Origin of the sequence: Acinetobacter sp. F-1 (genome assembly GCF_022869025.1) — a bacterium.
GTDB classification, from domain to species: Bacteria; Pseudomonadota; Gammaproteobacteria; order Pseudomonadales; family Moraxellaceae; genus Acinetobacter; species Acinetobacter pseudolwoffii.
Genome location: NZ_JAJKFX010000005.1, coordinates 1 through 24,320 on the forward strand (window position 1 = coordinate 1; position 24,320 = coordinate 24,320).

Annotated in this window: 22 protein-coding genes and 1 tRNA gene; 12 read left to right on the top strand and 11 right to left on the bottom strand. The window is 42.0% G+C overall.

Annotated features, from left to right (window positions below; all coding sequences use genetic code 11):
* Positions 1 to 368 precede the first annotated feature (368 nt).
* Entirely contained in the window at positions 369 to 839 is a 471-nt protein-coding gene (locus LOZ91_RS06180) for an Lrp/AsnC family transcriptional regulator (RefSeq protein ID WP_244782823.1), read from the top strand.
* Positions 840 to 907: 68 nt separating this feature from the next.
* Here LOZ91_RS06180 and LOZ91_RS06185 read toward each other — a convergent pair whose 3' ends face one another.
* A complete protein-coding gene (locus LOZ91_RS06185; protein WP_005097391.1) occupies positions 908 to 1,657 on the bottom strand; it encodes a YebC/PmpR family DNA-binding transcriptional regulator in 750 nt (249 codons plus the stop codon).
* Positions 1,658 to 1,902: 245 nt separating this feature from the next.
* Positions 1,903 to 2,457 (bottom strand): 1-acyl-sn-glycerol-3-phosphate acyltransferase, encoded by a 555-nt coding sequence (locus tag LOZ91_RS06190; RefSeq protein ID WP_159516036.1) that lies wholly within the window; start codon positions 2,455 to 2,457, stop codon positions 1,903 to 1,905.
* A gap of 797 nt (positions 2,458 to 3,254) precedes the next feature.
* On the opposite strand from LOZ91_RS06190, the gene LOZ91_RS06195 reads away from it, so the two are divergent.
* A tRNA-Ile gene (locus LOZ91_RS06195) sits at positions 3,255 to 3,331 on the top strand.
* A 1,281-nt stretch (positions 3,332 to 4,612) separates the two neighbouring features.
* Positions 4,613 to 4,840 carry a hypothetical protein gene (locus tag LOZ91_RS06200; RefSeq protein ID WP_074383544.1) on the top strand — a complete coding sequence of 76 codons (228 nt, stop codon included), beginning with the start codon at positions 4,613 to 4,615 and terminating at the stop codon, positions 4,838 to 4,840.
* Positions 4,841 to 4,856: 16 nt separating this feature from the next.
* Here the strand turns inward: LOZ91_RS06200 and bioB are convergent, their stop codons facing one another.
* The 3 genes from bioB to queG all read right to left on the bottom strand — a co-directional run bounded on the left by bioB (position 4,857) and on the right by queG (position 7,407).
* Positions 4,857 to 5,858 (bottom strand): biotin synthase BioB, encoded by a 1,002-nt coding sequence (bioB, locus tag LOZ91_RS06205; protein WP_074383276.1) that lies wholly within the window; start codon positions 5,856 to 5,858, stop codon positions 4,857 to 4,859.
* A gap of 144 nt (positions 5,859 to 6,002) precedes the next feature.
* The gene (locus LOZ91_RS06210; protein ID WP_100355385.1) at positions 6,003 to 6,203 is read right to left on the bottom strand and encodes a hypothetical protein; all 201 of its coding nucleotides are present in this window, start codon (positions 6,201 to 6,203) and stop codon (positions 6,003 to 6,005) included.
* Positions 6,204 to 6,312: 109 nt separating this feature from the next.
* Complete coding sequence (queG, locus tag LOZ91_RS06215) at positions 6,313 to 7,407, bottom strand: tRNA epoxyqueuosine(34) reductase QueG (RefSeq protein WP_244782824.1); 1,095 nt, start codon at positions 7,405 to 7,407, stop codon at positions 6,313 to 6,315.
* 23 nt (positions 7,408 to 7,430) lie between these two features.
* Here queG and LOZ91_RS06220 point away from each other — a divergent pair, with 23 nt between their 5' ends.
* Positions 7,431 to 8,912, top strand: coding sequence for an NAD(P)H-hydrate dehydratase (locus LOZ91_RS06220; RefSeq protein ID WP_244782825.1), 1,482 nt, complete (start codon positions 7,431 to 7,433; stop codon positions 8,910 to 8,912).
* Between the two features lie 278 nt (positions 8,913 to 9,190).
* Here the strand turns inward: LOZ91_RS06220 and ruvC are convergent, their stop codons facing one another.
* Positions 9,191 to 9,736 (bottom strand): crossover junction endodeoxyribonuclease RuvC, encoded by a 546-nt coding sequence (ruvC, locus tag LOZ91_RS06225; RefSeq protein WP_004278925.1) that lies wholly within the window; start codon positions 9,734 to 9,736, stop codon positions 9,191 to 9,193.
* A gap of 125 nt (positions 9,737 to 9,861) precedes the next feature.
* Here ruvC and LOZ91_RS06230 point away from each other — a divergent pair, with 125 nt between their 5' ends.
* Complete coding sequence (locus LOZ91_RS06230) at positions 9,862 to 10,428, top strand: FxsA family protein (RefSeq protein ID WP_180083214.1); 567 nt, start codon at positions 9,862 to 9,864, stop codon at positions 10,426 to 10,428.
* Positions 10,429 to 10,554: 126 nt separating this feature from the next.
* Positions 10,555 to 11,193 carry a LysE family transporter gene (locus LOZ91_RS06235; RefSeq protein ID WP_100535265.1) on the top strand — a complete coding sequence of 213 codons (639 nt, stop codon included), beginning with the start codon at positions 10,555 to 10,557 and terminating at the stop codon, positions 11,191 to 11,193.
* Here LOZ91_RS06235 and LOZ91_RS06240 read toward each other — a convergent pair.
* The 3 genes from LOZ91_RS06240 to ahpF form a co-directional block, all read right to left on the bottom strand.
* Positions 11,177 to 11,377: a hypothetical protein gene (locus tag LOZ91_RS06240; RefSeq protein ID WP_005097377.1), complete on the bottom strand. Its 201-nt coding sequence runs from the start codon at positions 11,375 to 11,377 to the stop codon at positions 11,177 to 11,179. The two genes, LOZ91_RS06235 and LOZ91_RS06240, sit on opposite strands and share 17 nt — an antisense overlap.
* A gap of 146 nt (positions 11,378 to 11,523) precedes the next feature.
* The gene (locus LOZ91_RS06245) at positions 11,524 to 11,772 is read right to left on the bottom strand and encodes a hypothetical protein (RefSeq protein ID WP_005097376.1); all 249 of its coding nucleotides are present in this window, start codon (positions 11,770 to 11,772) and stop codon (positions 11,524 to 11,526) included.
* A 271-nt stretch (positions 11,773 to 12,043) separates the two neighbouring features.
* On the bottom strand, positions 12,044 to 13,609 hold the full coding sequence (ahpF, locus tag LOZ91_RS06250; RefSeq protein WP_244782826.1) for an alkyl hydroperoxide reductase subunit F: 1,566 nt from the start codon (positions 13,607 to 13,609) through the stop codon (positions 12,044 to 12,046).
* 234 nt (positions 13,610 to 13,843) lie between these two features.
* On the opposite strand from ahpF, the gene LOZ91_RS06255 reads away from it, so the two are divergent.
* Positions 13,844 to 14,062: a DUF1653 domain-containing protein gene (locus LOZ91_RS06255; RefSeq protein WP_005097373.1), complete on the top strand. Its 219-nt coding sequence runs from the start codon at positions 13,844 to 13,846 to the stop codon at positions 14,060 to 14,062.
* A gap of 23 nt (positions 14,063 to 14,085) precedes the next feature.
* A complete protein-coding gene (locus LOZ91_RS06260) occupies positions 14,086 to 14,691 on the top strand; it encodes an O-methyltransferase (protein WP_244782827.1) in 606 nt (201 codons plus the stop codon).
* Here LOZ91_RS06260 and LOZ91_RS06265 read toward each other — a convergent pair.
* Together LOZ91_RS06265 and ahpC are read right to left on the bottom strand one after the other, a co-directional pair.
* Positions 14,688 to 14,894: a KTSC domain-containing protein gene (locus LOZ91_RS06265; protein WP_100329913.1), complete on the bottom strand. Its 207-nt coding sequence runs from the start codon at positions 14,892 to 14,894 to the stop codon at positions 14,688 to 14,690. The two genes, LOZ91_RS06260 and LOZ91_RS06265, sit on opposite strands and share 4 nt — an antisense overlap.
* A 316-nt stretch (positions 14,895 to 15,210) precedes the next feature.
* Positions 15,211 to 15,774: an alkyl hydroperoxide reductase subunit C gene (ahpC, locus tag LOZ91_RS06270; protein WP_005097370.1), complete on the bottom strand. Its 564-nt coding sequence runs from the start codon at positions 15,772 to 15,774 to the stop codon at positions 15,211 to 15,213.
* Between the two features lie 489 nt (positions 15,775 to 16,263).
* Here ahpC and hrpA point away from each other — a divergent pair, with 489 nt between their 5' ends.
* The 4 genes from hrpA (at position 16,264) to LOZ91_RS06290 (ending at position 24,298) form a co-directional block, all read left to right on the top strand.
* The gene (gene hrpA, locus LOZ91_RS06275) at positions 16,264 to 20,187 is read left to right on the top strand and encodes an ATP-dependent RNA helicase HrpA (RefSeq protein ID WP_244782828.1); all 3,924 of its coding nucleotides are present in this window, start codon (positions 16,264 to 16,266) and stop codon (positions 20,185 to 20,187) included.
* A 30-nt stretch (positions 20,188 to 20,217) separates the two neighbouring features.
* On the top strand, positions 20,218 to 21,327 hold the full coding sequence (locus LOZ91_RS06280; RefSeq protein WP_005170328.1) for a beta-ketoacyl-ACP synthase III: 1,110 nt from the start codon (positions 20,218 to 20,220) through the stop codon (positions 21,325 to 21,327).
* A 26-nt stretch (positions 21,328 to 21,353) separates the two neighbouring features.
* The gene (locus tag LOZ91_RS06285; protein ID WP_244782829.1) at positions 21,354 to 22,130 is read left to right on the top strand and encodes a 1-acyl-sn-glycerol-3-phosphate acyltransferase; all 777 of its coding nucleotides are present in this window, start codon (positions 21,354 to 21,356) and stop codon (positions 22,128 to 22,130) included.
* 161 nt (positions 22,131 to 22,291) lie between these two features.
* Complete coding sequence (locus LOZ91_RS06290; RefSeq protein WP_244782830.1) at positions 22,292 to 24,298, top strand: hypothetical protein; 2,007 nt, start codon at positions 22,292 to 22,294, stop codon at positions 24,296 to 24,298.
* The last annotated feature ends 22 nt before the right edge of the window (positions 24,299 to 24,320 follow it).

Genomic DNA, 24,320 nt, shown 5'->3' on the forward strand with positions numbered 1-24,320 from the left:
TTTAATATTTTTGAAAAATGCTATTTTTATTTTTAGTGCGGCTTTGTTTTAATCTATTTCTATACACTTGTAAAAGATAAGTGGCTGAACTGTGCGGGTACTTGAAGGTCTGGCTTATATTTTACTAGACTAATTAAACTTAAACTATTAAAAAATAAATAATTAATAGAAATTAACATTGGTCATTTTTTAGAATTATATGATTAACGGTTATCTGGTTCAGGATTGAAAGTTACTTTATAAAATGGCAGAAGATTTGGAAAATATTTTCAGAATATGAAAACTTTGTGAAAAATAAATAAATATTGTATAACAGGGAGAGTGCAATATTTTGCTATTTTTATTGATTATTAAGAAAGAGTATAAAAATGGAACTGGATCGTTTCGATAAACATATTCTAGAAATATTGACCCATGAGGATGTCAATCTGAATGAACTGTCAGAGCGGGTAAATTTATCTGTGAGTTCAGTCCATCGCCGGATCAAACACTTGATCGATCTAAATATTATCAGTGGCTTAAAGCGTGAAATTAATTATCAGAAATTAGGTTTCACGCTGCATGTACTGTTACAGGTGTCGCTAAGTAAACATGATAGTGATACTTTTGCTAAATTTCTGGAAGAACTGGAAAGTATTCCCGAAGTGATTAATGCCTTTTTGGTCACCGGCCAGTCTGCGGATTTTATTGTCGAAGTAGTGGCGCGAGATATGGAAAATTATAGTGAAATTTTACTCAAGCGTATCGGGAAAATTGAGCATGTGGTTGCACTGCATTCGAGCTTTGTCATTAAAGAATATAATGTCTTTAACTGTAGCGGATTACTCAATAAAGTTTGATCCTAGGCGAGAGTAGTAGACAACTATAAAAAACGCACCCAAGGGTGCGTTTTTAGTTTTGATCAAGCTTAAGCATCTAATTGCGCCATCACTTCATCAGTAAACTCTACGTTGGTATATACGTTTTGAACATCATCTAAATCTTCAAACATATCGATCATTTTCAAAATCATTTTGGCTTGATCAACATCTGTAATTTCAGCTTTGGTTGAAGGGCTCATCACAACTTCAGCATTGTCAGACTTCAGACCTGCTGCAGTGAGCGCATCCTGTACATCACCAAAGCTTTCAGGCGTGGTAATTACCAGAATTTCATCTTCAGCAATTTCAATATCTTCCGCGCCTGCTTCCAAAGCTACTTCCATGATTTGATCTTCTAAAGAAACATCTTCAAAAGTGATCTCGCCACGTTTGGTAAACAGATAAGCCACTGAACCGGCAGTACCTAAGTTACCATTGGTTTTTGAGAAGCAATGGCGAACATCAGGAACAGTACGATTCAGGTTGTCTGTCATGGTCTCTACCAGAACAGCAACACCACCTACACCATAACCTTCATAGGTCACTTCTTTCAGGTCGTCGTTATCTTCGCCACCCGCACCACGTTGAATGGCACGGTTGATCACATCACGTGTCATATTTACAGATAATGCTTTTTCAACCACCGCACGCAGACGAGGGTTGCTACCTGCATCTGGACCACCGAGTTTTGCCGCAGTGGTTAATTCACGAATATATTTGGTAAAAAGCTTACCACGACTCGCATCTTGTTTTGCTTTACGATGCTTAATATTGGCCCACTTGGAATGACCCGCCATGCGAACTTTGCTCCTTGTAGATTGGCTGTATGCCTATCAGAATGCCGAAATTCTACCATAAGCTTTTTTTTAAAAAAAAGTGTCTGGATTTGAGATTTCAGGATAAAACAAAAAAATTGTATTAAATTGATAGAAAAGGGGAATGCTATAGTGCAGTTTTTGATTTTATTTTTCAAATTTATACAAATGCTTTAGGAGGACATGAACAGCAAAGGATCTGTTCATGTCGAGCACTGTTACTGAGCTTATTCCGGAATGACAATATCCAGATCCACTTTATCTTTATAGAGCTGTTTGATTAAGGCCAGATCTTGAGCCAGATCTGTTGGATAAATCTTGCCTAAAATGCCACCTTGTTTGGTTCTGGAATTGGCATATAGCAACACAATCGGCACATTGGCAGCTTTGGCAATATGCCAGAAGCCGGTACGGATCGGTTTACGTGCTTCACCTTGCTTGGCACGTGTCGCTTCTGGTGCAATCACCAGATTAAACTTTTCATTATTCTGAAAATGCTCCACCATCTGGGTCACGATATCTTTATTGGCCTTGCGGTCAACAGGAATACCGCCGACAGCTTTTAATAGCGGTTTGAAAGGTCCTTTAAATAGTTCTTTTTTGATCAAGGTATGAACTTTAAGATCATAAATCTGGAAGAGGGCAATCGACAGCACCGCATCCATCATTGAAGTATGTTCAAAGCCAATAATGACCTGTTTGTTTTCGAGTACATCTGGTTCGACATGATATTGCCAACCCGCAAGTTTAAATGCAGATTCGCCAATGAATTTATTTAGCATAAGCACAGATTAAGTAAAAGCCATATGTGGAGAATTGCATAATTTCTTCTTGTTCGGCCATTCAGTCAATAGGCTGGCAAATAAAACGTGTAAATAATGTAGAAATCTATAATTTCTTGATCTTTTTAAACTGAAATATTAAGAGCTAAAATGTATAAATAAAAAATTTTGATATTAAAAAAGTATTATTAGATATAAAAAAAGTCTTAAAATGGTGAAAAAATGACTATCCAGAGCAAGATTTAGTTATTAGACTTTTGTCGAAGAAGAGAAGGGGTATTAATCCTTTCTATTTTGTTGTTCTTTCTACTCTGAGATTGAAAACTATGACATACATTACAGCCTTTGTAGTCTCTTTATTGATTTTAGTGCTTATAATTGTATGGTCTTTCATCGAAATTAAGCAGGATTTGCGTAAAGAAAAAGAAATGAAGTCTCAATTCTAATTTTTCTTTATTCTGCAGCTCATATACTTTTCCATCATTTTTAATATTTTATCAAATATTTTTTGATACTTTATAAATATACTGAGACGTCAAATCTATCAAATGTATGCTTTATTCTATGAGGTTGACGTCAATATTTCAGGCTAGGCTGCCTTAAATTGATCTGTATATACCCATTTTTCTGCATGTCTTTAGACTGAAGTATTAAAGAACTAGAATTTCTTTCGAATTAAGTCATGATGATTGCTGCCTAAGTGTTCAAGTGGTTATAAAAGTACTTGTCTTTCAAAAAAATCTTAGCTAGTATTCATGACGCTTGAACTTATTGATAAATAAAGTTTTCAGCATGTAGGGCCTATAGCTCAGTTGGTTAGAGCAGCGGACTCATAATCCGTTGGTCGACAGTTCAAGTCTGTCTGGGCCCACCAAATTTTATATTTATATAGCTTTATATAAGATCTAAACCCTTAACTCTAAAAGAGTTAAGGGTTTTTTATGTCTTAAGAATACTCAGGTAGACTCGTAGAAAAACACCCTATTCGTATCCTTGTTTGTATCATAAATTTAAAATATAACTCAGGATACAGGAGCCTAGTTTAATCTAGGAAAATCATAATTTTATTGCTAAATCTAAATTGCTCACAGATACCCAATTTGCAGTGTTAAAACCTAAAGAATTAGAGTATAGGGTTTCGGATATTATGGGTTTGTATTTAAAAGTCGTTGTAACAGGTAAAAATCATGGCAGTTGCGGTTTAAGAATACACTTGGTAAATGGACATAGCTTGGGACTTATCCAGTAATCTCAGTCAGAGAAGCATGTTCAATGGCCATTAAGTATTAAAATGGTGAACTCATTTTAAAAACTAAAAATGAGAAGTTATTGGAAGCTCAACAAAAAGAGAACCTATTGTTTGGTAATTTACTGATTAAATGGATGAAGACAAAGCAAGCTGTATGAACTGATAAAACTTATAAGAAAGAGTATCAGTCGATAGAAAAGCATATATTGCCAGTATTTTGTTATCGTCTATTCAAAGACATACCTGCTTCGGAGTGGAAAGGATTTTTCCAATAAAAACAATTAAATGAACAGATATTCAATCGATTTGAAAAACTAATTTCGTATTGTCGTAATGCTTATGATTTTACCATTGACGATAATTTAACTATTACACTTAAATAAAAATTAGGCAATATTTGAATCAACTTATAAAAAAGAGGTCTGGCTTCAATAGATGAATTCTATGAGTCATTTTTAAGGATTTTTTATCTAGAAGAATTTTACCTCAGGAAAAAAGTTTATATTTATGAATGGACTGTGATGCACTTCAAAAAATATCAGGAAATAAGATTAAAAGTAGATGAAATGCATTTTACAACTGAGAAAATTATGCTAATAAATAAGAGATGATTTTTTAGTCAGAAATCATGATGTTTCAGGAAGGAATATCTTAAGAAGCGTATTAAAAAAATGATTAAACAGGAGTTTCAAGATGCTTCAGCTATTAAGAAAATTATTTTGCTTGCATATCTATGAGTACGAGCAAATGCAGGAAATCGGGGAACACAGGGAGTGTCGTAAGTGTGGGATCAATAAGGACTGATGTTTTACAAAAAAAAGTGAGCGAGGGCTCACTTTTTTTATGCTTATACTTGGCTAATTTCCGTTAAAATTAGAGTGAAATTCCAAGCTGATGATCGGGCATATGAGCAAAAATTTTCATGCAGATACCTATATCGTAGACAGCAATCTGGCAGATACGCTGCATTGGCTTAGTCTGCATCAAGACAGTTATGAGTCTTTTAGCTATGATGCAATCACTCAGGAGTTGGTGGTGCATCATGCCAATGGAATGGATCAAATCAGAGTTGGAGATTATCTGAATGCCCGCTATGGCATACTGATTACTGCACATAACTTTTCAGCGACTTAATTCACTCCTATATTGCTTAGCCTGCCATCGCATCGGTCGCCAATGCACGTACACTTGGTTTAGGCTGCTCTGCAACCAGACCTAATTTCTCAAATAGCTTTTGGTCACGACCTTGGGCAGTATTTGGGGTGGTCAAAAGTTTTTCACCCGAGAAAATGGAATTGGCACCGGCCATAAATGCCAGAGCCTGATCTGAATCGGTTAACGATTCACGGCCCGCAGAGAGGCGGATGTAGCTTTTTGGCATCAAGAGGCGCGCCACTGCAATGGTACGAATCCATTCAATAACATCCAGTTTTTCTACATCTGCCATTGGTGTGCCTTCAATTGGAACCAGCATATTGATCGGGACAGATTCAGGGTGAATGACCAGCGTGGCAAGTTCATATAATAAACCAATCCGGTCATTACGGCTTTCGCCCAGTCCGACAATACCGCCACTACATACTTTTAAACCGGCTTGACGCACATAATCCAAAGTATCGAGACGGTCATCAAAGCTTCGGGTACTGATAATATGTGAATAATATTCACGAGAAGTATCCAGATTGTGGTTGTAGTAATCCAGACCGGCATCTTTCAAACGTTCTGCTTGGGATGCATTCAACATGCCCAGTGTCATACAGGTTTCCAGACCGAGTGCTTTAACTTCCTGCACCATTTCCAGAACATAAGGCATATCGCGCTCATGCGGGTTACGCCATGCAGCGCCCATACAGAAACGAGAGCTTCCAGAAGCCAGTGCCTGTTTAGCCTCCTGAATGACTTTATCGACCGCGATACGTTTTTCAGCTTCTAGCTTGGAATCATAATGCGCAGATTGTGAACAGTATTTGCAGTCTTCAGGGCATTTGCCTGTTTTGATCGAGAGGAGGGTGCTGACCTGAACTGTATTGGCATTGAAGTGCTCACGATGAACCTGTTGCGCCTGAAACAATAAATCCATTAAAGGCTGCTGATACAGTGCCTGTATTTCTTCACGTGACCAATCATTGCGTACTGCATTACTCGTGTTCATATATCTGTCCTTGTTTGTGCTTATTTATCATTCACCTCATCTTAATAAAAATGTGTGTCTGCCTCACTAGCAAAATATGACCTTCTATAACGAACAAAGCCCACACGGGGTGGACTTTGTCATTATATTTAATCCTGAAATTTTTTATTCACGATGACCCCCATGAATATTCTGATTTTGCAGATCGTCACGATGCTGCTTGTTCAGCACTCGTTCATCCTGCTCATACTGATTGTTCTTAGGAGAATCGATTGGCCCATGTTGGGGCTGCTGCTGTTGTTGCTTCTGCTGTTTAAGCTGATCTAGCTGTTCGTGCTGTTGCTGTTTTTTATCTTGCTCTTGCATCTTCAGTCCCTCTCGTCATTTTTTCATCTCTTTCTTTATGACATAAAGTGATCAAATATTGTGTAAGCCTTATAAGAGATCGAGTGAGCCGAAGTAATAAATTGAAAATTTATGCTGTTTTGGTCAACTGTTCCTGAATCGCCCAATCAATATGCACCTGCACAATTTCGTCATGTAATGCCCGTTGATGTTGTAAAGCGTAAACAATCTTTTCATCAAAAGGTGCATTGCCCAGACCAATGGCGATATTGCGCATGAAGCTTTGATAACCTGTACGGCGCATTGGACTGCCTTCGGTCGCACTTAAGAAGGTGGTTTCATCCCATTGCCATAAATCTAGCAAGCTGACCTGATCCAGACCATGTCGTGGATGAAAATCTTTTACGGAAGTCGTTCGAGCGAAGCTATTCCAGGGGCAAATTAACTGGCAATCATCACAACCAAAAACCCGGTTACCAATTCCGCGGCGCAAATCTTCTGGAATAATACCTTTATATTCAATGGTTAAGTAAGCTATACATCGCCGTGCATCCAGCATATAGGGCTCGACAATGGCCTGAGTTGGACAGATGTCGATACAGGCCGTACAGGAACCACAATGTTTACTGGCAGGCGCATCAAAAGGGAGGTCCAGAGAAGTAAATAGCTCTCCAAGCACAAAGAAAGAACCAGACTTTTTATGAATCAGCAGGGTATGTTTACCTGTCCAGCCCATGCCAGCACTTTCAGCCAGTGATTTTTCAAAAATGGGCGCAGAATCGGCAAAAGGGCGTGATTCAAAATCGCCAACTTTTTCCCGGATTTTTGTCGCCAAGGTTTTGAGCCGACCGCGCATGATCTTGTGGTAATCCCGACCACGGGCATAACGCGCAATAATCGCGGAATTGGGTGCATACGGAACGTAACGTGGCTTTGGAGTCTCGACCAGATAATCCATACGCACGCAGATAATGCTGCGCGTGCCGGGGACAAGTAAGGCAGGATTGGCACGTTTTTCCAGATTATCTTCCAGAAATTTCATGTCGCCATGATAGCCACGATCCAGATATTCCTGTAAGCGCGCTAATTCTGCTTGAGCATCCGGTTTGGCAATGACACAATCAGAAAACCCCAATTCTAGCGCCTGCGCTTTAATCCAGGCTTTTAGCTCGGCTAGATCTTGTTGATAGACTTGAATTTGTGCGTAAGAATCGGGAATTGTCATAAACCAAAGACAGGGAATAAAAAATGCAGCAACAAGTTTACCATAGCCCTGTTTATCATAGCCAAAGTATTCAAGCATGGGAGCAGCGTTGGTTTCAGCAGCAAAATAGTTCCTATGGTTTGATGCAGCAGGTGGCTTGGTCAGTCACACAGCGTCTGAGTGTGCTATTTAAAGAAAAAAATATACAGAAAATAGCGGTGTGTTGTGGTCAGGGCAATAATGCTGGTGATGGTTATCTGATTGCAAAATATTTAAAACAGGCCGGTTTCGATGTAGATATTTATGCGGCTGAAAAGGGTCAATCAGTGGACTTGGCCAAAGCTTGGCAAGAAGCGCTGGATGCTGGATTGAAAGTAGGGCCGCATTTTCAGTTTAAGCATGAATATGACGCTTATATCGATGCCTTATTTGGCATTGGTTTAAATCGTGAGCTGGATGCGAACTGGCAATCCATCATCCAATTGATCAATGACCAGAAAGGTCTCAAAATCGCGGTTGATATACCGAGTGGACTGCATGCCAATACCGGTCAGCCTTTGCCTATTGCGGTTAAAGCGGATTTTACGTATACGGTTTTGGGCTTAAAGGCAGGACTGTTTACCGGACAAGCTAAGGAATATGCCGCTAAGGTTGAACTGATTTCTGCCATTCCAGTTGATGCCGAACTGCAACCAGTTGCCAAACTTTCCTCACAGCAGATTAAATTACCGAAACGTGAAGCCTTTGGTCATAAAGGCAGTTATGGTCATGTGCTGGTGGTGGGGGGGCATGCTGAAATGGGCGGAGCAGTGATTATGGCAGCAGAAGCGGCATTTGCTGCCGGAGCAGGTAAGGTCACCATTGTCTGTGATGCGAAACACCATACCGCCATTTTGTCTCGTGCGCCGAATATTATGCTGCGTGATATTAATGCTCTCAACATAGAGCAGCGCACAGCCTTAATTCAGCAGGTCGATGCAGTCTGTTTTGGTATGGGCTTGGGACGTGATCAATGGGCAAAAGAGCAATATCAGGCATGGTTTGATTTAATTCGAAATTCAGACTTAGACATTGTTTTAGATGCAGATGCATTGTGGTTTTTAGCCAAACAGCCGCAACAATTAAATTCTAAAACTTACAGTACACCGCATCCGGGTGAAGCGGCAACTTTACTTGATTGTAAAACCTTGGACATTGAAACAGATCGGATTCAAGCGATTCATGCCTTAAGGCAGAAGTATGGTGGGCAATGGGTGCTGAAAGGCTCAGGTAGCCTGATTCTGGAACAACAGCTGTATATTTGCACTGCCGGGAATGCGGGTATGGGAACAGGCGGCATGGGGGATGTGCTGGCCGGGATGATTGCCAGTCTAAAGGCACAATTTGCTCAATCCATTCATTTGCATGAAATTGTGACGCTGCATGCACTGGCAGGGGATGAACTGGCCAAAAACGGCGAACGTGGTTTGCAGGCGCAGGACATGAAACATGCAATTTATCAGGTGGTTAATCGTGAAGGCGGCTAATCTGTCTGCAATCAAGCTGAAAATTTCAGGCCAAGTGCAAGGTGTGGGTTAGCGCTACTGGTTTGCTGAGCAGGCTGTGGCACTCGATTTAAAAGGCTAGGTGAAAAATTTAAGTAGTGGCGAAGTTGAGGCTGTTATTGTTGGCGCAGATTCACCGCTTCAGGAAATGATTGCACGAAGTTGGCAAAGGGCCTGCTTCTGCAATCGGACAAGCAATTATTCCAGAGCATCTGCAATCCGACTTAGGTATTCAAGGCTTTAAAATACGGCGCTAAACATTAACGACGACGGCTGCTGACCCGACTGCGGCCACGTGCCATGCCGCCCAAAGCATTGAGTACCGCCATTTTACTCATACTACCTGAGGCATGTGCATGACAAATGGCAGCCGCCAGTGCATCGGCGGCATCCTGTTGCGGTTTGATGCTGAGTTTTAAAATATTCATCACCATCATCTGTACCTGCTCTTTATCGGCAGCGCCATAACCCACTACAGACTGCTTGATCTGGCGCGCCGTATATTCAGCAACTTTTAAATCCAGATTGACCAGCGCGGCAACAGCAGCACCACGGGCCTGACCCAGTTTCAAGGCAGAGTCCGGGTTTTGTGCCATAAAGACCTGTTCTACCGCGGCTTCTGTTGGGCCATAAAATTTTACAATCCGCTCTACACCGGCAAAAATTCGTTTTAAACGTTCAGGCATTTCCGTGGTTTCTGTGCGGATCGTACCGGCATCGACAAAAGTCAGTTTGGAGCCGTCTTTTTCGATAATTCCGTAACCGGTTAAACGAGAACCGGGGTCAATCCCAATAATTAATGACATGCCTGCACTTTAAAAATAGAATAATGCCCATATTGTTACATAAGCGTATCAAAAAAGCTTGATCCTGATGAAGCAGTTGATTACATCATCCTATTATTTATTTTACTGAGATTAGATTAATTTTCATGAAATTATTTCTTATTATCCTTGCAGGCTTAATCCTAGAAGTATTTGTCTGGATTGGCGTGGGTGACCTCGTCGGGAGCATGTGGTACGTATTTTTCTGGTTTGTGGCTGCATTTTTTATTGGTATGAACCTGATCCGTAAATATTCGGCCGGTGTGATGCCACAGATGCAGCAAATGCAAATGGGGCAGATGAATGCAGATCCTGCATTAACAGGAAATTTACCTAAAATTTTAGCAGGCTTCTTCCTGCTTCTTCCTGGCTTAATTAGCGATGTACTGGCGGTATTAATGCTGATTCCAGCCGTGCAGCAAGTATTTAAAGCTGCCATGATGAAGGCGATGATGAAACGTCAGCAGGCCATGATGGAAAAAATGATGGGTGGCATGATGGGCGATATGGGGGGTGCGCAAGGCCAGAACCCCTTTGCCGAGATGATGCGTCAAATGCAGGATATGCAAAACCAGCAAGCAGGTCGTGGTGATTCAACCATCATTGATGGTGAAGCGCGTGAAGTGAAGCTTGAAGCGAAAAAAATTGAAATGAAAGATATCAATCCAAAATAAGATATCCATCTGCAAAGTTCAAAAGGTTATATTTAAGCCGAATCTGATGATTCGGTTTTTTATTGGAATATTCTCATTAGTTTGAACAAACGTTATAATCATTTTTTATAATTTAACGCTATTTTAATGTCTCTGCTTTTTACCATCTGCCTTCTGCATTTTGTTGCTCAACTAAGTCCTGGCCCTGATATTCTACTGATCGCCAAAAGTGCTGCATCTACCACACGCCAAAATGCCCTGAAAATTATTGCAGGTATTTCGGCCGGTATTGTCGTGTGGGTGGTACTGACACTGGCCGGATTTACCGTTTTAATCGAGCAGTTTCCATGGGTCCAGCAGGTCTTGATGCTGCTCGGTGGAATATTCCTGGCAAAAATGGGCTGGGCAATGCTCAAGGGTGGTGTGCACAGTTTTAAGAATAAACATCAGCCCGAAGATGATTCCAATGAACTGGCACAACCCAAAAATTACTTTATGTTGGGTCTATGGACCAACCTCTCTAATCCTAAAACGCTGATCTATTTTAGCAGCGTATTTTCACTGGCACTGAGTTCGTCAGCCTCGGAATATCTGAAAGCACAACTCGCGGTGATTATTCCCTTGCAGACTTTTATCACTTTCGCTTTACTCATGTTGCTGATTTCACAGCCGAAAATTAAAGCTCTGTATCAGCGTTCAGGGAGTTATATTGATATCGTTTCAGGCGGGCTATTTTTACTCTTTGCGTTATGGTTATGGTATGACGCGCTTATTTTGATGAATTAACTGGATGATCATCCAAAGTGGATTCGGTGGATATAAGTGAAGAAGACACTAAATTTTCTTGTGTTTTAACCGCTGTTTGATAGCGGTTGGGTCTTAAGCTGGTTTCGGTATTTTCAGAACCCTGATAGCTACGGCTACGGTTGGCACGCTCGCGTAATCCACCTTTTTTAATTAACTGAACCATTGCATATCTCCCATTCCAAGATCTGCTATTGTAAATCAAATCTGGCAGCTATGAATCGGTTTTTCTGTATAGCGATACTGGTATTAAAGCACCATAAAAAAAGACCTGTTTTTCGGAACAGGTCTCTCAATCAGAGCTAAATAAAATTAACGAAGGCCTTTATTTTCTTCTTGTAAAACATCGAGTATAGAGTGTTGTACGGGAACTTCTTGTTGTTGTGATTGCACATAGACGTGTACCACTTTAAATACGATCGCTGTAGCAAGACAGGCCACTAGACACAAAATCCAGAAGCCAAAAGGACTGCGAATATGATGCGAACCGCAATCTGGACATGATTTTTCTGTAGATTCCACTACTTTTTCGCAGCAGGCACATTGATATTGGTAGTGCATTGTTCTTCTCCCAGGATGTTATCCTTTTTTATTCTTCGATCATGAAAGATGATTTATCACCCTATCATAGGAGAGCTTTCGCAGGCTTGCAATACGAGATTATCGACAGTTACAGACCATCTATACAGAATCAAAATTAATGACATGCTTATGACAAGATTAGCAAGAAGATGAAGGGACGTAGTGCTTATAAAATATACTGAATCTAAACCGGTAGTTATTGAAAAATAAAGCCCGTTTCAAGCGGGCTTTATTAGGGTTTTGTTAAGGATTACTGACCTGAGCGGATGATGTAATCAAATGCAGACAGTGATGCTTTCGCGCCTTCACCTGTGGCAATGATGATCTGCTTATACGGAACAGTAGTACAGTCACCCGCCGCAAATACACCTTTCACATTGGTTTCGTTGCGTTCGTTAATCAGGATCTCACCACGATTTGAAAGTTCTACCGCTGTTGCTTTTAAGAAATCGGTATTCGGCAACAAACCAATCTGTACGAAGATACCCGCCAATTCAACAGTGTGCTCTTCATCTGTTACACGGTCTTTGTATTTCAGTGCAGTCACTTGTGAACCGTCACCCACCACTTCAGTCGACAAGGCATTTTTAATCACCGTGGTGTTTGGCAAGCTTGTTAATTTGTCTTGCAATACCTGATCCGCACGCAGTTTGCTATCAAACTCAACCAAAGTCACATGCTCTACAATCCCTGCAAGATCAATCGCAGCTTCAACACCAGAGTTACCCCCACCGATTACCGCAACACGTTTGCCTTTAAACAGAGGACCATCACAGTGTGGGCAGTAGGCAACACCACGGGTTTTGTATTCCTGCTCACCCGGAACATTCATTTCTCTCCAGCGTGCACCGGTCGACAGAATCACGGTTTTCGATTCCAGTTTGGCACCATTCTCTAAAGTGACTTCTACCAGACCATTGGCCGTTTCATCTGCACCTTTGATGTTGGATACACGTTGCAGGTTCATGATGTCAACACCGTATTCACGTACATGTGCTTCCATTTCAGCCGCAAACTTAGGTCCTTGGGTTTTTTGAATCGAGGTATAGTTTTCGATGTCCATGGTGTCCATGACCTGACCACCCATGCGTTCAGCCACGATTCCAGTTTTAATGCCTTTACGTGCAGCATAGATCGCAGAGGTATTCCCTGCAGGGCCACCACCAATCACCAGTACATCAAAGGCGTCTTTGGCATTGAGCTTTTCGGCCTCTTTTGCTGCAGAGTTGGTGTCCAGTTTTGCCACGATTTCTTCCAAAGTCATACGACCTTGACCGATATGCTGGTTGTCCTGGAACACCATCGGCACCGCCATGATTTTGCGTTCTTCCACTTCATCCTGGAAGAAGGCACCATCAATCATGGTGGCTGTTGTGCCCGGGTTGTAAATTGCAATCAGGTTTAAGGCTTGAACCACATCCGGACAGTTATGGCAGCTGAGTGATACAAATACATCAAAATCAGATTTGATTCCTAAGCCTTTAATCGACTCTAAAACTTCAGCAGATACTTTCGGTGCATAACCAGAGCTTTGCAGTAAAGCCAGAATCAGTGAGGTGAATTCATGCCCCATTGGCAGACCTGCGAAGTAGACCCGTGGTTCTTCACCTGCTTTGGCAATACCGAAACTTGGTACACGTTGGTTCTGGCCATCAAAACGTGCAGTGACTAAATCAGATAATGCAGCCACTTCCTCAACCAGTTCTTTGATTTTTGCAGATTTGTCGGAATCATTTAAAGTCGCCACCAGTTCAATCGGGCTTTCCAGACGTTCGAGTAGTGTTTTTAATTGAGCTGAAGTATTTTGGTCTAACATGGCTAACGTCTCCAAAGGAATAAATATTTATTTGATAAAGCGATATTAGTGCATAAATCAAAATAGGTAAAACAGTTTGTTTTTATAGTATCGATCGGAATTACTGATTTATTGAAAAATGCATCATTAATTTCAGATTTTTATATGGCGTTAGAATAAGAATTTTCAAGTAATTTAACTTGATATTTGCTTAATTCAGTTAGTATTAGGTATCTATAACAGGAGGGCTGAATCATGGAATTACAGCGCGGAATTTATCAGCATTATAAAGGGCAGCTTTATCAGGTATTACATGTCGCCACGCACAGTGAAACTGAAGAAAAGCTGGTGGTTTATCAATGTCTCTATGGGGATTATTCGATTTGGGTGCGCCCTTTAACAATGTTCACTGAAACCATTACCACCAACGATGATCGTGAAGTGGAACGCTTTAAATTAATTCAGGCGCTTTAAGCTAAAAGGCTCAGGGAGGGGCTATGCTAAATCCAGATGAATTTGAAAAATTCATGCATGAATTATATGAAAAATTTCATATGCATGATCTCAAGCAGACAGATCGACTGCAACGATATCGCAATATAGAACCAGAATCAGGTCGATTTTTATCCACGTTGATTCGTGCCCAGCAAGCCAAAGATATTTTGGAAATTGGTACATCCACAGGCTATTCGACTTTATGGCTAGCTGAAGCTGCTCAGCATACCCAAGCAGTGATAACCACACTGGAAATAGATAAAGCACGTGTCACTCAAGCGAAACACTATGCAAATACATTGGGTTTTGAACATTTTATTGATTTTCAAGTGATGGATGCGCAGCAATATCTAGAAGCTTCACAGCAACAGTTTGATTTTATTTTAATGGATGCTGAGCGCGATGCCTATCTAGGCTATTGGAAGCATTTGGCTCGATTACTCAAGCCAAAATGTGGGATGCTTGTGGTGGATAATGTCATTTCACATGCAGCAGAAGTGGAAGAGTTTATTCAGCTGATTCAGCAAGATCAGCGTTTTATCATCAGCATTGTACCGATCGGTGCAGGTCTGCTGATGGTCGGATGTCGTGAATCGCATGAGTTTTAATCCATGCAGACTTTATTGAAATGTAAATTATATTCAAGATATTTATGTACGAAAGCAGCTTTATCTTCACGTCTGAGCAGGTTGTCATAAATAAATTCGGGTACAGGATGATAGAGTTCCGTATGGCCATTACTATAAACGATTTTCAGGTGGCGGCTTGAGGGATTATATTTCCATGAAATCACTGTAAGCAGTTTTTGCATATACGTTCCTCCACTGAATATTTATTTTCTTATCATTTGAACTTATGCCATGCCGTGCTGTAGATGTATAGCTATATTGTAAGAATGGGCAGAGGATTGTAAGAAAATAGCTGCAGCGAGAAATTAAAACTTATTCAGCGCAGTTTGATAGATCGCAAAGAAATAGACGATTCAAGCAATTTCGGGATAAATACACACACTCAATCTGCGTGTAAACATTACTTCTAAAATAAATAAATAAATAAATCAAATCAAAAGTTATAAAAAACCACGCTAAAGAGCGTGGTTTTTTTGAGTCAGTTTAATCTAATTAAAATTAGATTTTACCCACTAGGTCGATTGAAGGAGCAAGAGTTGCATCGCCTTCTTTCCATTTAGCTGGGCAAACTTCGCCTGGGTGAGCATGTACATACTGAGCTGCTTTAACTTTACGAAGAAGTTCTTGAGCATCACGACCGATACCACCGGCGTTGATTTCAACGATTTGGATTTTACCTTCTGGATCGATGACGAAAGTACCACGATCAGCAAGGCCGTCAGCTTCGATTAATACGTCAAAGTTTTTAGCAAGCGTCCAGTTTGCATCACCAACCATTACATACTGGATTTTTTTGATTTCTTCTGAAGAATCGTGCCAAGCTTTGTGTGTGAAATGTGTGTCAGTAGAAACTGAGTAGATTTCAACGCCTAATTTTTGGAATTCAGCGTAGTTGTCAGCAAGGTCACCCAGTTCAGTTGGGCAAACGAAAGTGAAGTCAGCTGGGTAGAAGAATACTACAGACCATTTGCCTTTAAGGTCAGCTTCAGTTACTTCAATAAATTGGCCATTTTGGAATGCAGTTGCTTTAAATGGTTTAACTTCAGTATTAATTAAGCTCATCATTGTCTCCATGATTGAGGTTTGTTTTGAATTTCAATTAGCTTATAGAAATTTACTTTATTGGTGAAATGGTATTTTTACATTACAAAAATCGGAAAAACCGAATCATGTAAAAATTCTCCATTTTCACAAAATAGCTTTGTTCATTGAGCAGCATCAAGATGATGGCTTCATGACAAAATTATCTCTTTTTCCTCGTGCTAACAAACATGATGCTGAAACTGAAAAATTCAAGGGCAAATCAGGAAAAAAATCCTGTTTTCCTCAAAATACTCTCGATATCAATTTAAAAATTAGGTTTATGCTTAAACTTAATCATGTGGACAGGTGAGAGTAGCGGGGTAATTTGCTCGATTTACTACGCCGAATTAAGGGAAATGAGACGAGTAAAGCCAATTTGTCCGGCACTTAACAGAACTACGACTATCTGAAAGCTAATGAACCAAGTAAAATAAACTTTTCCGGTTTTTTGATGTGGGTGTTTTCTCTGTGCAGAGTCATTTAAATGTAGATCAATGGATAATGGCGCGTGACCGTCACCGTTTAAATCGACTGAAGAAGGGGAAAGATGCCAATGCCAAGCAGTATCAGGAACTATTTGAAAAATCCAATCTGAAAGTGCGGCAGCGGCTGGAACGTCTTCCAGACATCAAGCTGAATCAAGATTTGCCCGTTACCCAATACGCTGACAAGCTGATAGCCGCGATTCAAAAGCATCAGGTCATTATTGTGGCTGGCGAAACCGGTTCTGGTAAAACCACACAATTACCGCAAATTGCCATGCTGGCTGGACGCGGCCTGACTGGTCTGATTGGACATACCCAGCCACGCCGACTGGCGGCTCGAAGCGTATCACAGCGTATTGCTGAAGAAGTTGGCGAAAAACTCGGGGAATCAATTTCCTTTAAAGTGCGTTTTACTGAACAGGGTTCCCAAGATTCAATTGTACGCTTGATGACTGACGGTATTCTGCTTGCCGAACTGACGCATGACCGCTACCTAAGCAAATATGACACCATTATTATTGATGAAGCACATGAACGTTCGCTGAATATCGACTTCATTATGGGCTATCTGAAGCAGTTACTGCCGCGTCGTCCAGACCTGAAAGTCATCATTACGTCTGCCACACTGGATGTAAACCGTTTTAGTAATTACTTTAATGGTGCACCCATTTTTGAAGTAGAAGGCCGTAGTTTCCCGGTTGAACTGCGTTATCGCCCGATCTCGGAAATGAGCATTGGCGGCAGCGATGATGATGAATTTGATGACTTTGAAGAAAACTTGCCACGTGCAGTGGTTAAAGCAGTTGAAGAATGCTTCCAGGATGCCCAAGAAAAAGGCCATCCCGAACATGCCGATATCCTGATTTTTGCCAGTACAGAACAGGAAATTCGCGAGCTACAGGAAACCCTGATTAAACACGGGCCACGGCATACTGAAGTCTTAACCTTATTTGCCCGTTTAGCCTTGGCAGAGCAGCAAAAAATCTTTAATCCTTCTGGGGGCGGGCGACGTATTATTATTGCCACCAACGTCGCGGAAACAGCGTTGACTGTGCCGAATATCCGTTATGTAATTGATAGTGGTTTTGCGCGTATTTCACGTTATAACTATCGTTCACGGGTGCAGCGCCTGCCGATTGAAGCCGTTTCTCAGGCTGCAGCCAATCAGCGTAAAGGCCGTTGTGGTCGTATTGCGCCCGGTGTCTGTATCCGCCTGTATTCGGAAGATGACTTTCTAAGCCGTCCGGAATTTACTGAACCTGAAATCAAGCGTACCAATCTGGCATCGGTGATTTTGCAGATGCAGAGTCTGGGTTTAGGTTCGCTGGAGGACTTCGATTTTATCGAACCACCGGATCACCGTCTGGTGAATGATGGCCGTAAGTTGCTGATTGAGTTGGGGGCAATGGCCGAGAAAAATTCTCCTAAAACTGAAGATGATCAAGCAAATCCCTCTAAATCTCCCTTTGAGAAAGGGAGACTTCAAAGCAGTGGATTAACCAAAATCGGTCAGCAAATGGCAAAAATGCCGATTGACCCACGTCTGGCCCGTATGATTTTGGGTGGCGCACATTTTGGTGTTTTAAACGAAGTCTTGATTATTGTTGCGGCGCTCGCGGTGCAAGATCCGCGTGAACGTCCTGCAGACAAACAAATGCAGGCCGACCAGAAACATGCCTTGTTCCGTGAAGCTGATTCTGACTTTTTGTTCTATATAAAACTCTGGGAAACATTGCACGGCAATCGCGAAAGTATGAGTGAGAATAAACGCCGTACATTTGCGCGGAATCATTTCTTGAGCTGGCTGCGTTTACGTGAATGGAAAAAAACCCATGAACAACTGGTGGACTTGGCTCAAGGTCTAAAACTGTCATTTAATGACAAAGCTGCCAGTTATGAAAATCTGCATCGTGCATTACTCACCGGCTTATTGTCGTTTATTGCCAACAAGACCGATGAACGTAATGTGTTTATGGCGGTACGTCAGCAGAAAGCCCGGATTTTCCCGGCATCGACTTTGCATAAGAGCAATACGCCGTGGGTCATGGCTTTTGAGATGGTGGAAACCTCGCAAGTGTATTTACGCACTCTGGCCAAGATTGAACCGGAATGGATACTGCTAGCCGCCCGCGATCTGCTCAAGCATCATTATTTTGAACCGCACTGGTCGAAAAAAGCCGGTGTGGTGAACGCTTATGACCAGATTTCATTATTTGGTCTGATCATTGAGCCAAAACGAGCAATCAATTATGAAAAAGTCGATCAGGCTGCGGCGCATGAAATTTTCTTACGCGATGCTTTAACTACGGGTCATCTCGGTATTAGTCCGCCATTTTTAAAGCATAACTTGCTTAAACTGGAAGAAGTCGAACGGGTTGAGGATAAATTGCGTCGTCGTGATCTGGTGGTAGACGAAGAAACCATTTACCAGTTCTATGCATCTAAAGTGCCAGCTGAAGTGGCCAGCCGCCGTACTTTTGAAGATTGGCGGGCTACGGTTGAGCCTCAGCAGCCACGTTATTTATTTGTTGATGATGATGCATTATGGCTGAATGACCGTCCAACCACACAGCAATTTCCTGACTATTTACGTAATGGTGAACTTCGTCTGGCAGCGACCTATCGCTTTGACCCGAGTCATGATGAAGATGGCGCGACAGTTAAAATTCCACTGCAAGCCTTGGCTCAGGTAGATGAATCAATCTGGTCCTGGGGAATTCCAGGCTGGCGTCTGGACCTGATTGGAGCATTGCTAAAAGGCTTGCCGAAGGACAAGCGCCGTAATCTGGTGCCAATTCCAGATACTGCACGAAAACTCATGGCAAAAGTCGATGTACAGGATCTGCAGAAACATATCTTTGGTTTCCTGGCGTTCCAGTTACGTGGCGATCAAATCACTGAGAAAGATTTCAGCTTTGACCGGGTCGAACAGTATCTGTTACCGTTTATTAAAGTCACTGATGAAAAAGGTCGTGTCATTGAACAGGGTCGTGATTTGTCAGAGCTGAAAGCACGTTGCCGGGCTGAAACCCATAGTCCGGTCAAGCAGCTGAAAGGTGAATTTAAAACCTTCCCGGAAAGTTTTGTGTTTGAAGCCTCACAAAAAGTCACGGGTGTCGTGGTCAAGCAGTATCAGGCGCTGGTGCCGACCAAAGCCTTTGCTGCACTGGAGCAAAAAGATGAGTCGGGCGTGGTGATTCAGACCTTTAACGATCAGGCGGAAGCGATCAAAAAACATCGTGAAGGGGTGATCCGACTGGTGCATATGCAACTGGGAGACCTGATTCGCCAGTTAAAAAAACAGATCTCCAAACCTTTGGCACTGGCTTATTCGCCACTCGGTGACAAGGCCCAACTAGAACAAATGTTAGTTTATGCCACACTGCAAGTGTCCATGAATGAGCTACCTGTCAATGCGCAAGAGTTCCAAAAACTGGTTGAAGATGTAAAAAAATCTTTCTTAAGTCATGGGCAAGTTACCCTGAAAGAGATTACAGATATTTATATCCAGTGGCAGGAAATCCGCCGGAAATTATTGGTTTTAGACCATTCTGTGTTTGAGAAAAATATCAATGATATTGAAGATCAACTTGATTTAATGAGTCTTTCTGACTTTGTATATCGTAAACCATCCGATGTATGGATCGAATTTCCACGTTATTTGAAAGCCTTGATCTTGCGTTTAGACCGCTTGCCCAATAATCTACAAAGGGACAATTCCGCCATTGACCAAATTGATCAATGGATGGAAAAATTGTTCAAGTTTAAAGATGACCCTCGTCTGAAAGAATTGTACTTCATGGTCGAGGAGTTAAGAATCTCATTGTTTTCACAACCGATGAAAACAAAAGCACCCGTGTCTCCAACTCGCTTGCAAAAAGTATGGGATCGTCTTGGAATCAGTTAAGATATAGGTAATTCAGAGAAGGAGTTTTACATGGGCATCCGCATTACGGGTACTGGCTTGTTCCATCCGGAAAATGTCATCACCAATGAAGAATTAGTTGAAAGTTTAAATGCTTATGTGGAACTGTTTAATCACGAAAATGCGGACAAAATCGCTGCAGGCGAAATTGAAGCGCGTCGTGGTTCTAGTGCAGAATTTATTGAAAAGGCATCTGGTGTCCAACGCCGTTATGTTGCGGAAAAAAGCGGTATTCTAGATCCGAAACGTTTACGTCCGAATTTACCTGAACGTGCAGATGATGAAATTTCACTGCAAGCAGAATGGGGTGTAATCGCAGCCAAGCAGGCGATGGAAAATGCAGGCGTAACTGCTGAAGATATTGATATCGTGATTTTGTCATGCTCGAATTTGCAACGTGCTTATCCTGCCGTTGCCATCGAGATTCAAACCGCTTTAGGAATTAAAGGCTATGCCTATGACATGAATGTGGCCTGCTCGGCAGCAACATTTGGTCTGAAACAGGCCTATGATGCGATTAAGGCTGGTGCGCGTCGTGTGTTATTGGTTAATGTGGAAATTACCTCTGCACATACCGATTTTCGTTCACGTGACTGTCACTTTATTTTTGGTGATGTGGCAACCGCTTCAATTATTGAAAACACTGAAAGCAAAACCGGTTTTGAAATTCTGGATTCCGAGTTGTTCACCCAGTTCTCGAATAACATCCGCAATAACTTTGGTTTCTTGAATACCTCTGAAAATGCCGACATTGATGACAAGCGTTTCCGTCAGGATGGCCGTAAGGTCTTTAAAGAAGTCTGCCCACTGGTTGCGAAAATGATTACAGCGCAACTGGAGAAGAATCAGATTGCACCGACTGGCGTGAAACGCTTCTGGCTCCATCAAGCCAATGCCAGTATGAATGAACTGATCCTGAAACTGGTGGTTGGCAAAGAAAATGCCAAACCTGGTCTGGTGCCGATGATTCTGAACGAGTTTGCCAATACTTCTTCTGCAGGCGTGATCATTGCATTACACCGCACTGCCCATGAAGTGGAAGATGGTGAATACGGCGTACTTTGTTCATTCGGTGCTGGTTATTCAGTGGGTTCGATTCTGGTTCAAAAACGTGTGGCATGATCCGCAATAAATAGAGAGTAGACAGATTGCAGGCCAAGCATGACGGGCAGTGGATCAGGCGTTTAAGTGCCTTCTCCAAGTTATATTTTACCCCGACATTTTTAGGGGCTGAGTATATGGATGCCAGTCGACCTGCAATGTATGTCGGTAATCATTCCATGTATGGCATCTTTGATGCGCCGATGCTGATTGATTACCTCTACAACGAACATAAGGTGGCTGTGGTCAGTATTGCAGATCATAGCCATTTTTATGTGCCGCTGTGGCGTGAAGCCGTGAAAAAGTTTGGTGCCATTGATGGAACACAAGCCTATGTGCGTGCTGCAATGCAGCAAGGCTATTCCATTCTGGTCTTTCCGGGTGGCGGTCGTGAAGTGCTCAAACGTCAGGGTGAGCAGTATCAGCTGATCTGGAAGCAGCGTTACGGCTTTTTAAAGCTGGCGCAAGAATTCAACTATGATCTTGTCCCTTTTGCCGCTCTCGGTGCGGATGAGGTCTATGAGATTGGCTTTAATGCCAATAAGATTATCCAGCATAAGTATTTTCAAACACTACTTAAAATACCACAACTCAATAAATTACTACGTCAGGGCGATGTGATTCCTTCTCTGCCCAAACACCTGTTGCCAAACCGCTTGCCCTTTTATTTTCAGTTTATGCCGCGACTATCGATTGCTCAGGTGCAGACGCAAGAGGAGCTGGTTGAGTTTCGGCATAGCTTGCAACAGCATATTTATACGGGTTTGGCAGCGCTCACTGTGCAGCGTCAGCAAGACCAGCAGGCAACCGAATCCTCGTTGTAAATCCAAGTTGTGACATATTGAGATGCGCTATATTTAGAAGTCATCCTGCAGTGCTGTTTTATTGTGCGAGTACTGCCATAATGTATGGTCAAATAGTCACTGATCGATGATCGAGGGCTCAACATGATTCAATATAAAAATAAAATAATATAGGTGCGTATATGGAACAGGGTGGTTGGGTAGCGCCGTTAAAATTGCTGGCACAACAATGTTTGCGGATTTCTCCGGAGTTGAACCAGCTTTATCTGGATCAGATGGCGATGATTGGTCATCTGACTGCACAAAATCTATTAAAAATTCAGCAGGGTCAGTACCGGATTGAATTGCTGGATGGGTTGTTCTATATCCAGTTTTATACTGCATATGCACTGGACTCCGGAACTGTACCCGTTTTGGTCGAGAGTCATTTTTATTTTCAGCAATACAAAGCAGAAGCGCTAGAGGAATTTTTTTTACAGGATATTTATTTCCTGACTGGGGACTTGAAACCGCAGCATTCGCTGTATTTACGTGACAAAGCCAAGCAATTACGCAAACTGATTCTGAACCAGGTCTATGAGGCGGTAAATGGCCCAGCACGGGTATTGGCATTCCTGCAACAGATGTCGGTGGTTCAGGCTGAGATTATTGATCATCATTTAATAGAGGCCGGGTTGTATACAACACCAGTCATGCAAAACGTTGTTCTGGACGAACAGGATATTCCCCCGCAAATTCTTGAAAGCTTGCAACAGGCTTTTTCTTTGGCATTTCTACAACAGGATGAGTTCCTGTCCATCCAGTCCTTAATGGACACTCTGGATGAATTCTGTTTTAGTGCCGCACAGTTTTTGCATCCGGCGACGTTTCGGATTATGTCCTTGTCTTTTGAAGAGCGTTTTAATTTACATGAACTGAATGATCACAGCGATGATATTCGGCTGTTGTATCGACATGCCGAGGAGCAGAGCCACCTGCTCGGTTTTGTCCGTTTGATGAACCGTGAGGTCTGGCATCGCGATGACTTATTAGCCAAACGAAATTTTCTGGAAAATCATCCCTATTTATGGCAAAAAAAGGTGGCCCGATTACCACTATTTGACTGTCATCGTGCAGTGAACTGGATTTTCAGGCAACCAGCCGAAGTACTGGACTGGATCAGTAGCAATATTCAGCACAGCAGCGTGCGGGTGGCAGTGACGGCCTTAAGTTTTGTAGACAGCCATCATATTCATCCGCAGATTATTCTGGCGACCTTACAATATTTTCAATATGTCTCAGCGCGACTGTTTATTCATAGCATGCATGAATATGCAATCCAGCATGACTGGTTTCAACATCAGCATAATCAGGCGGTGGTCTTAAAAGGCACACGCCAATCGATGGATGATCAGCGGATTGCCATCACTCCCTCGATTCTGTATCTGGACGAATGGATAGAACTGCTGCGTAACGTGGTCAAAATGGATGATCAGATCACCAAGAAAGTCTATTTGCAACTGAGCCGGGTGATGCAGGCATATATGCAGCATCTATATAAAATTACCACACATCTTCCAGAAGAAGTCTTGACCTATATTCAGCCTCAAAGCCAGCAGAATCGGGATTTCTATCATGTGTTGCAGCGCTATCGGATTCCTTTTGTCGAATTTAGACAGCTGTTTTATTTACACAGTGGACATGTGCGTGAGTCTGTATTTGACAGTTATGTGCGTGACTATCTGGTGGAATATTTTTCCAGTCATAACGAGATTCCGAAAAACCTCAGCTGGAGTGGATTATTCGCTCAGGCCGTGATCTGGCATGATCAGATTCAGAAGCAGGAAATGATGGCCAAGCTGAAAAAAGAGTTTGCGCTCGTAACTTGGTCACCTTTGACGCAGGCCTCATTTTTATTATATTTCAACTGGCGTTTTGAGGAGCTTAAAAATCTGGATCGTATTCTGGAAGAATCCAAGGTTTTCAGGAACTGTCTGGCTGCCAGTTATGCCCAGCAGATTATTGAAGGGCAATATGTGGCCTTTCGCATGTCGCATCCGGATGTGCGTTTACCTTTAATTCTGGGCTGTCGAATCGTCAATGGGCAAGTGATCTTCGATCAGTTGGAATATCCGAACAATCAAAAGGCAGAAGCTGAATATAGCAATATCGCGATGCATTTTATCAACTGGCTCAACTTGCAGGCTTAAGTGCAAGATTAAGTGGTTTTCC

Coding starts and splice junctions, on each gene's coding strand:
- LOZ91_RS06240 (WP_005097377.1), bottom strand. CDS start 11,377: ATGGTTCAGTTAATTAAAAAAGGTGGATTACGCGAGCGTGCCAACCGT.
- LOZ91_RS06180 (WP_244782823.1), top strand. CDS start 369: ATGGAACTGGATCGTTTCGATAAACATATTCTAGAAATATTGACCCAT.
- bioB (WP_074383276.1), bottom strand. CDS start 5,858: ATGAACACGAGTAATGCAGTACGCAATGATTGGTCACGTGAAGAAATA.
- LOZ91_RS06210 (WP_100355385.1), bottom strand. CDS start 6,203: ATGCAAGAGCAAGATAAAAAACAGCAACAGCACGAACAGCTAGATCAG.
- ahpF (WP_244782826.1), bottom strand. CDS start 13,609: ATGTTAGACCAAAATACTTCAGCTCAATTAAAAACACTACTCGAACGT.
- ahpC (WP_005097370.1), bottom strand. CDS start 15,774: ATGAGCTTAATTAATACTGAAGTTAAACCATTTAAAGCAACTGCATTC.
- LOZ91_RS06260 (WP_244782827.1), top strand. CDS start 14,086: ATGCTAAATCCAGATGAATTTGAAAAATTCATGCATGAATTATATGAA.
- queG (WP_244782824.1), bottom strand. CDS start 7,407: ATGACAATTCCCGATTCTTACGCACAAATTCAAGTCTATCAACAAGAT.
- LOZ91_RS06255 (WP_005097373.1), top strand. CDS start 13,844: ATGGAATTACAGCGCGGAATTTATCAGCATTATAAAGGGCAGCTTTAT.
- LOZ91_RS06200 (WP_074383544.1), top strand. CDS start 4,613: ATGAGCAAAAATTTTCATGCAGATACCTATATCGTAGACAGCAATCTG.
- LOZ91_RS06220 (WP_244782825.1), top strand. CDS start 7,431: ATGCAGCAACAAGTTTACCATAGCCCTGTTTATCATAGCCAAAGTATT.
- LOZ91_RS06235 (WP_100535265.1), top strand. CDS start 10,555: ATGTCTCTGCTTTTTACCATCTGCCTTCTGCATTTTGTTGCTCAACTA.
- LOZ91_RS06280 (WP_005170328.1), top strand. CDS start 20,218: ATGGGCATCCGCATTACGGGTACTGGCTTGTTCCATCCGGAAAATGTC.
- LOZ91_RS06230 (WP_180083214.1), top strand. CDS start 9,862: ATGAAATTATTTCTTATTATCCTTGCAGGCTTAATCCTAGAAGTATTT.
- LOZ91_RS06190 (WP_159516036.1), bottom strand. CDS start 2,457: ATGCTAAATAAATTCATTGGCGAATCTGCATTTAAACTTGCGGGTTGG.
- LOZ91_RS06265 (WP_100329913.1), bottom strand. CDS start 14,894: ATGCAAAAACTGCTTACAGTGATTTCATGGAAATATAATCCCTCAAGC.
- LOZ91_RS06290 (WP_244782830.1), top strand. CDS start 22,292: ATGGAACAGGGTGGTTGGGTAGCGCCGTTAAAATTGCTGGCACAACAA.
- LOZ91_RS06245 (WP_005097376.1), bottom strand. CDS start 11,772: ATGCACTACCAATATCAATGTGCCTGCTGCGAAAAAGTAGTGGAATCT.
- LOZ91_RS06185 (WP_005097391.1), bottom strand. CDS start 1,657: ATGGCGGGTCATTCCAAGTGGGCCAATATTAAGCATCGTAAAGCAAAA.
- ruvC (WP_004278925.1), bottom strand. CDS start 9,736: ATGTCATTAATTATTGGGATTGACCCCGGTTCTCGTTTAACCGGTTAC.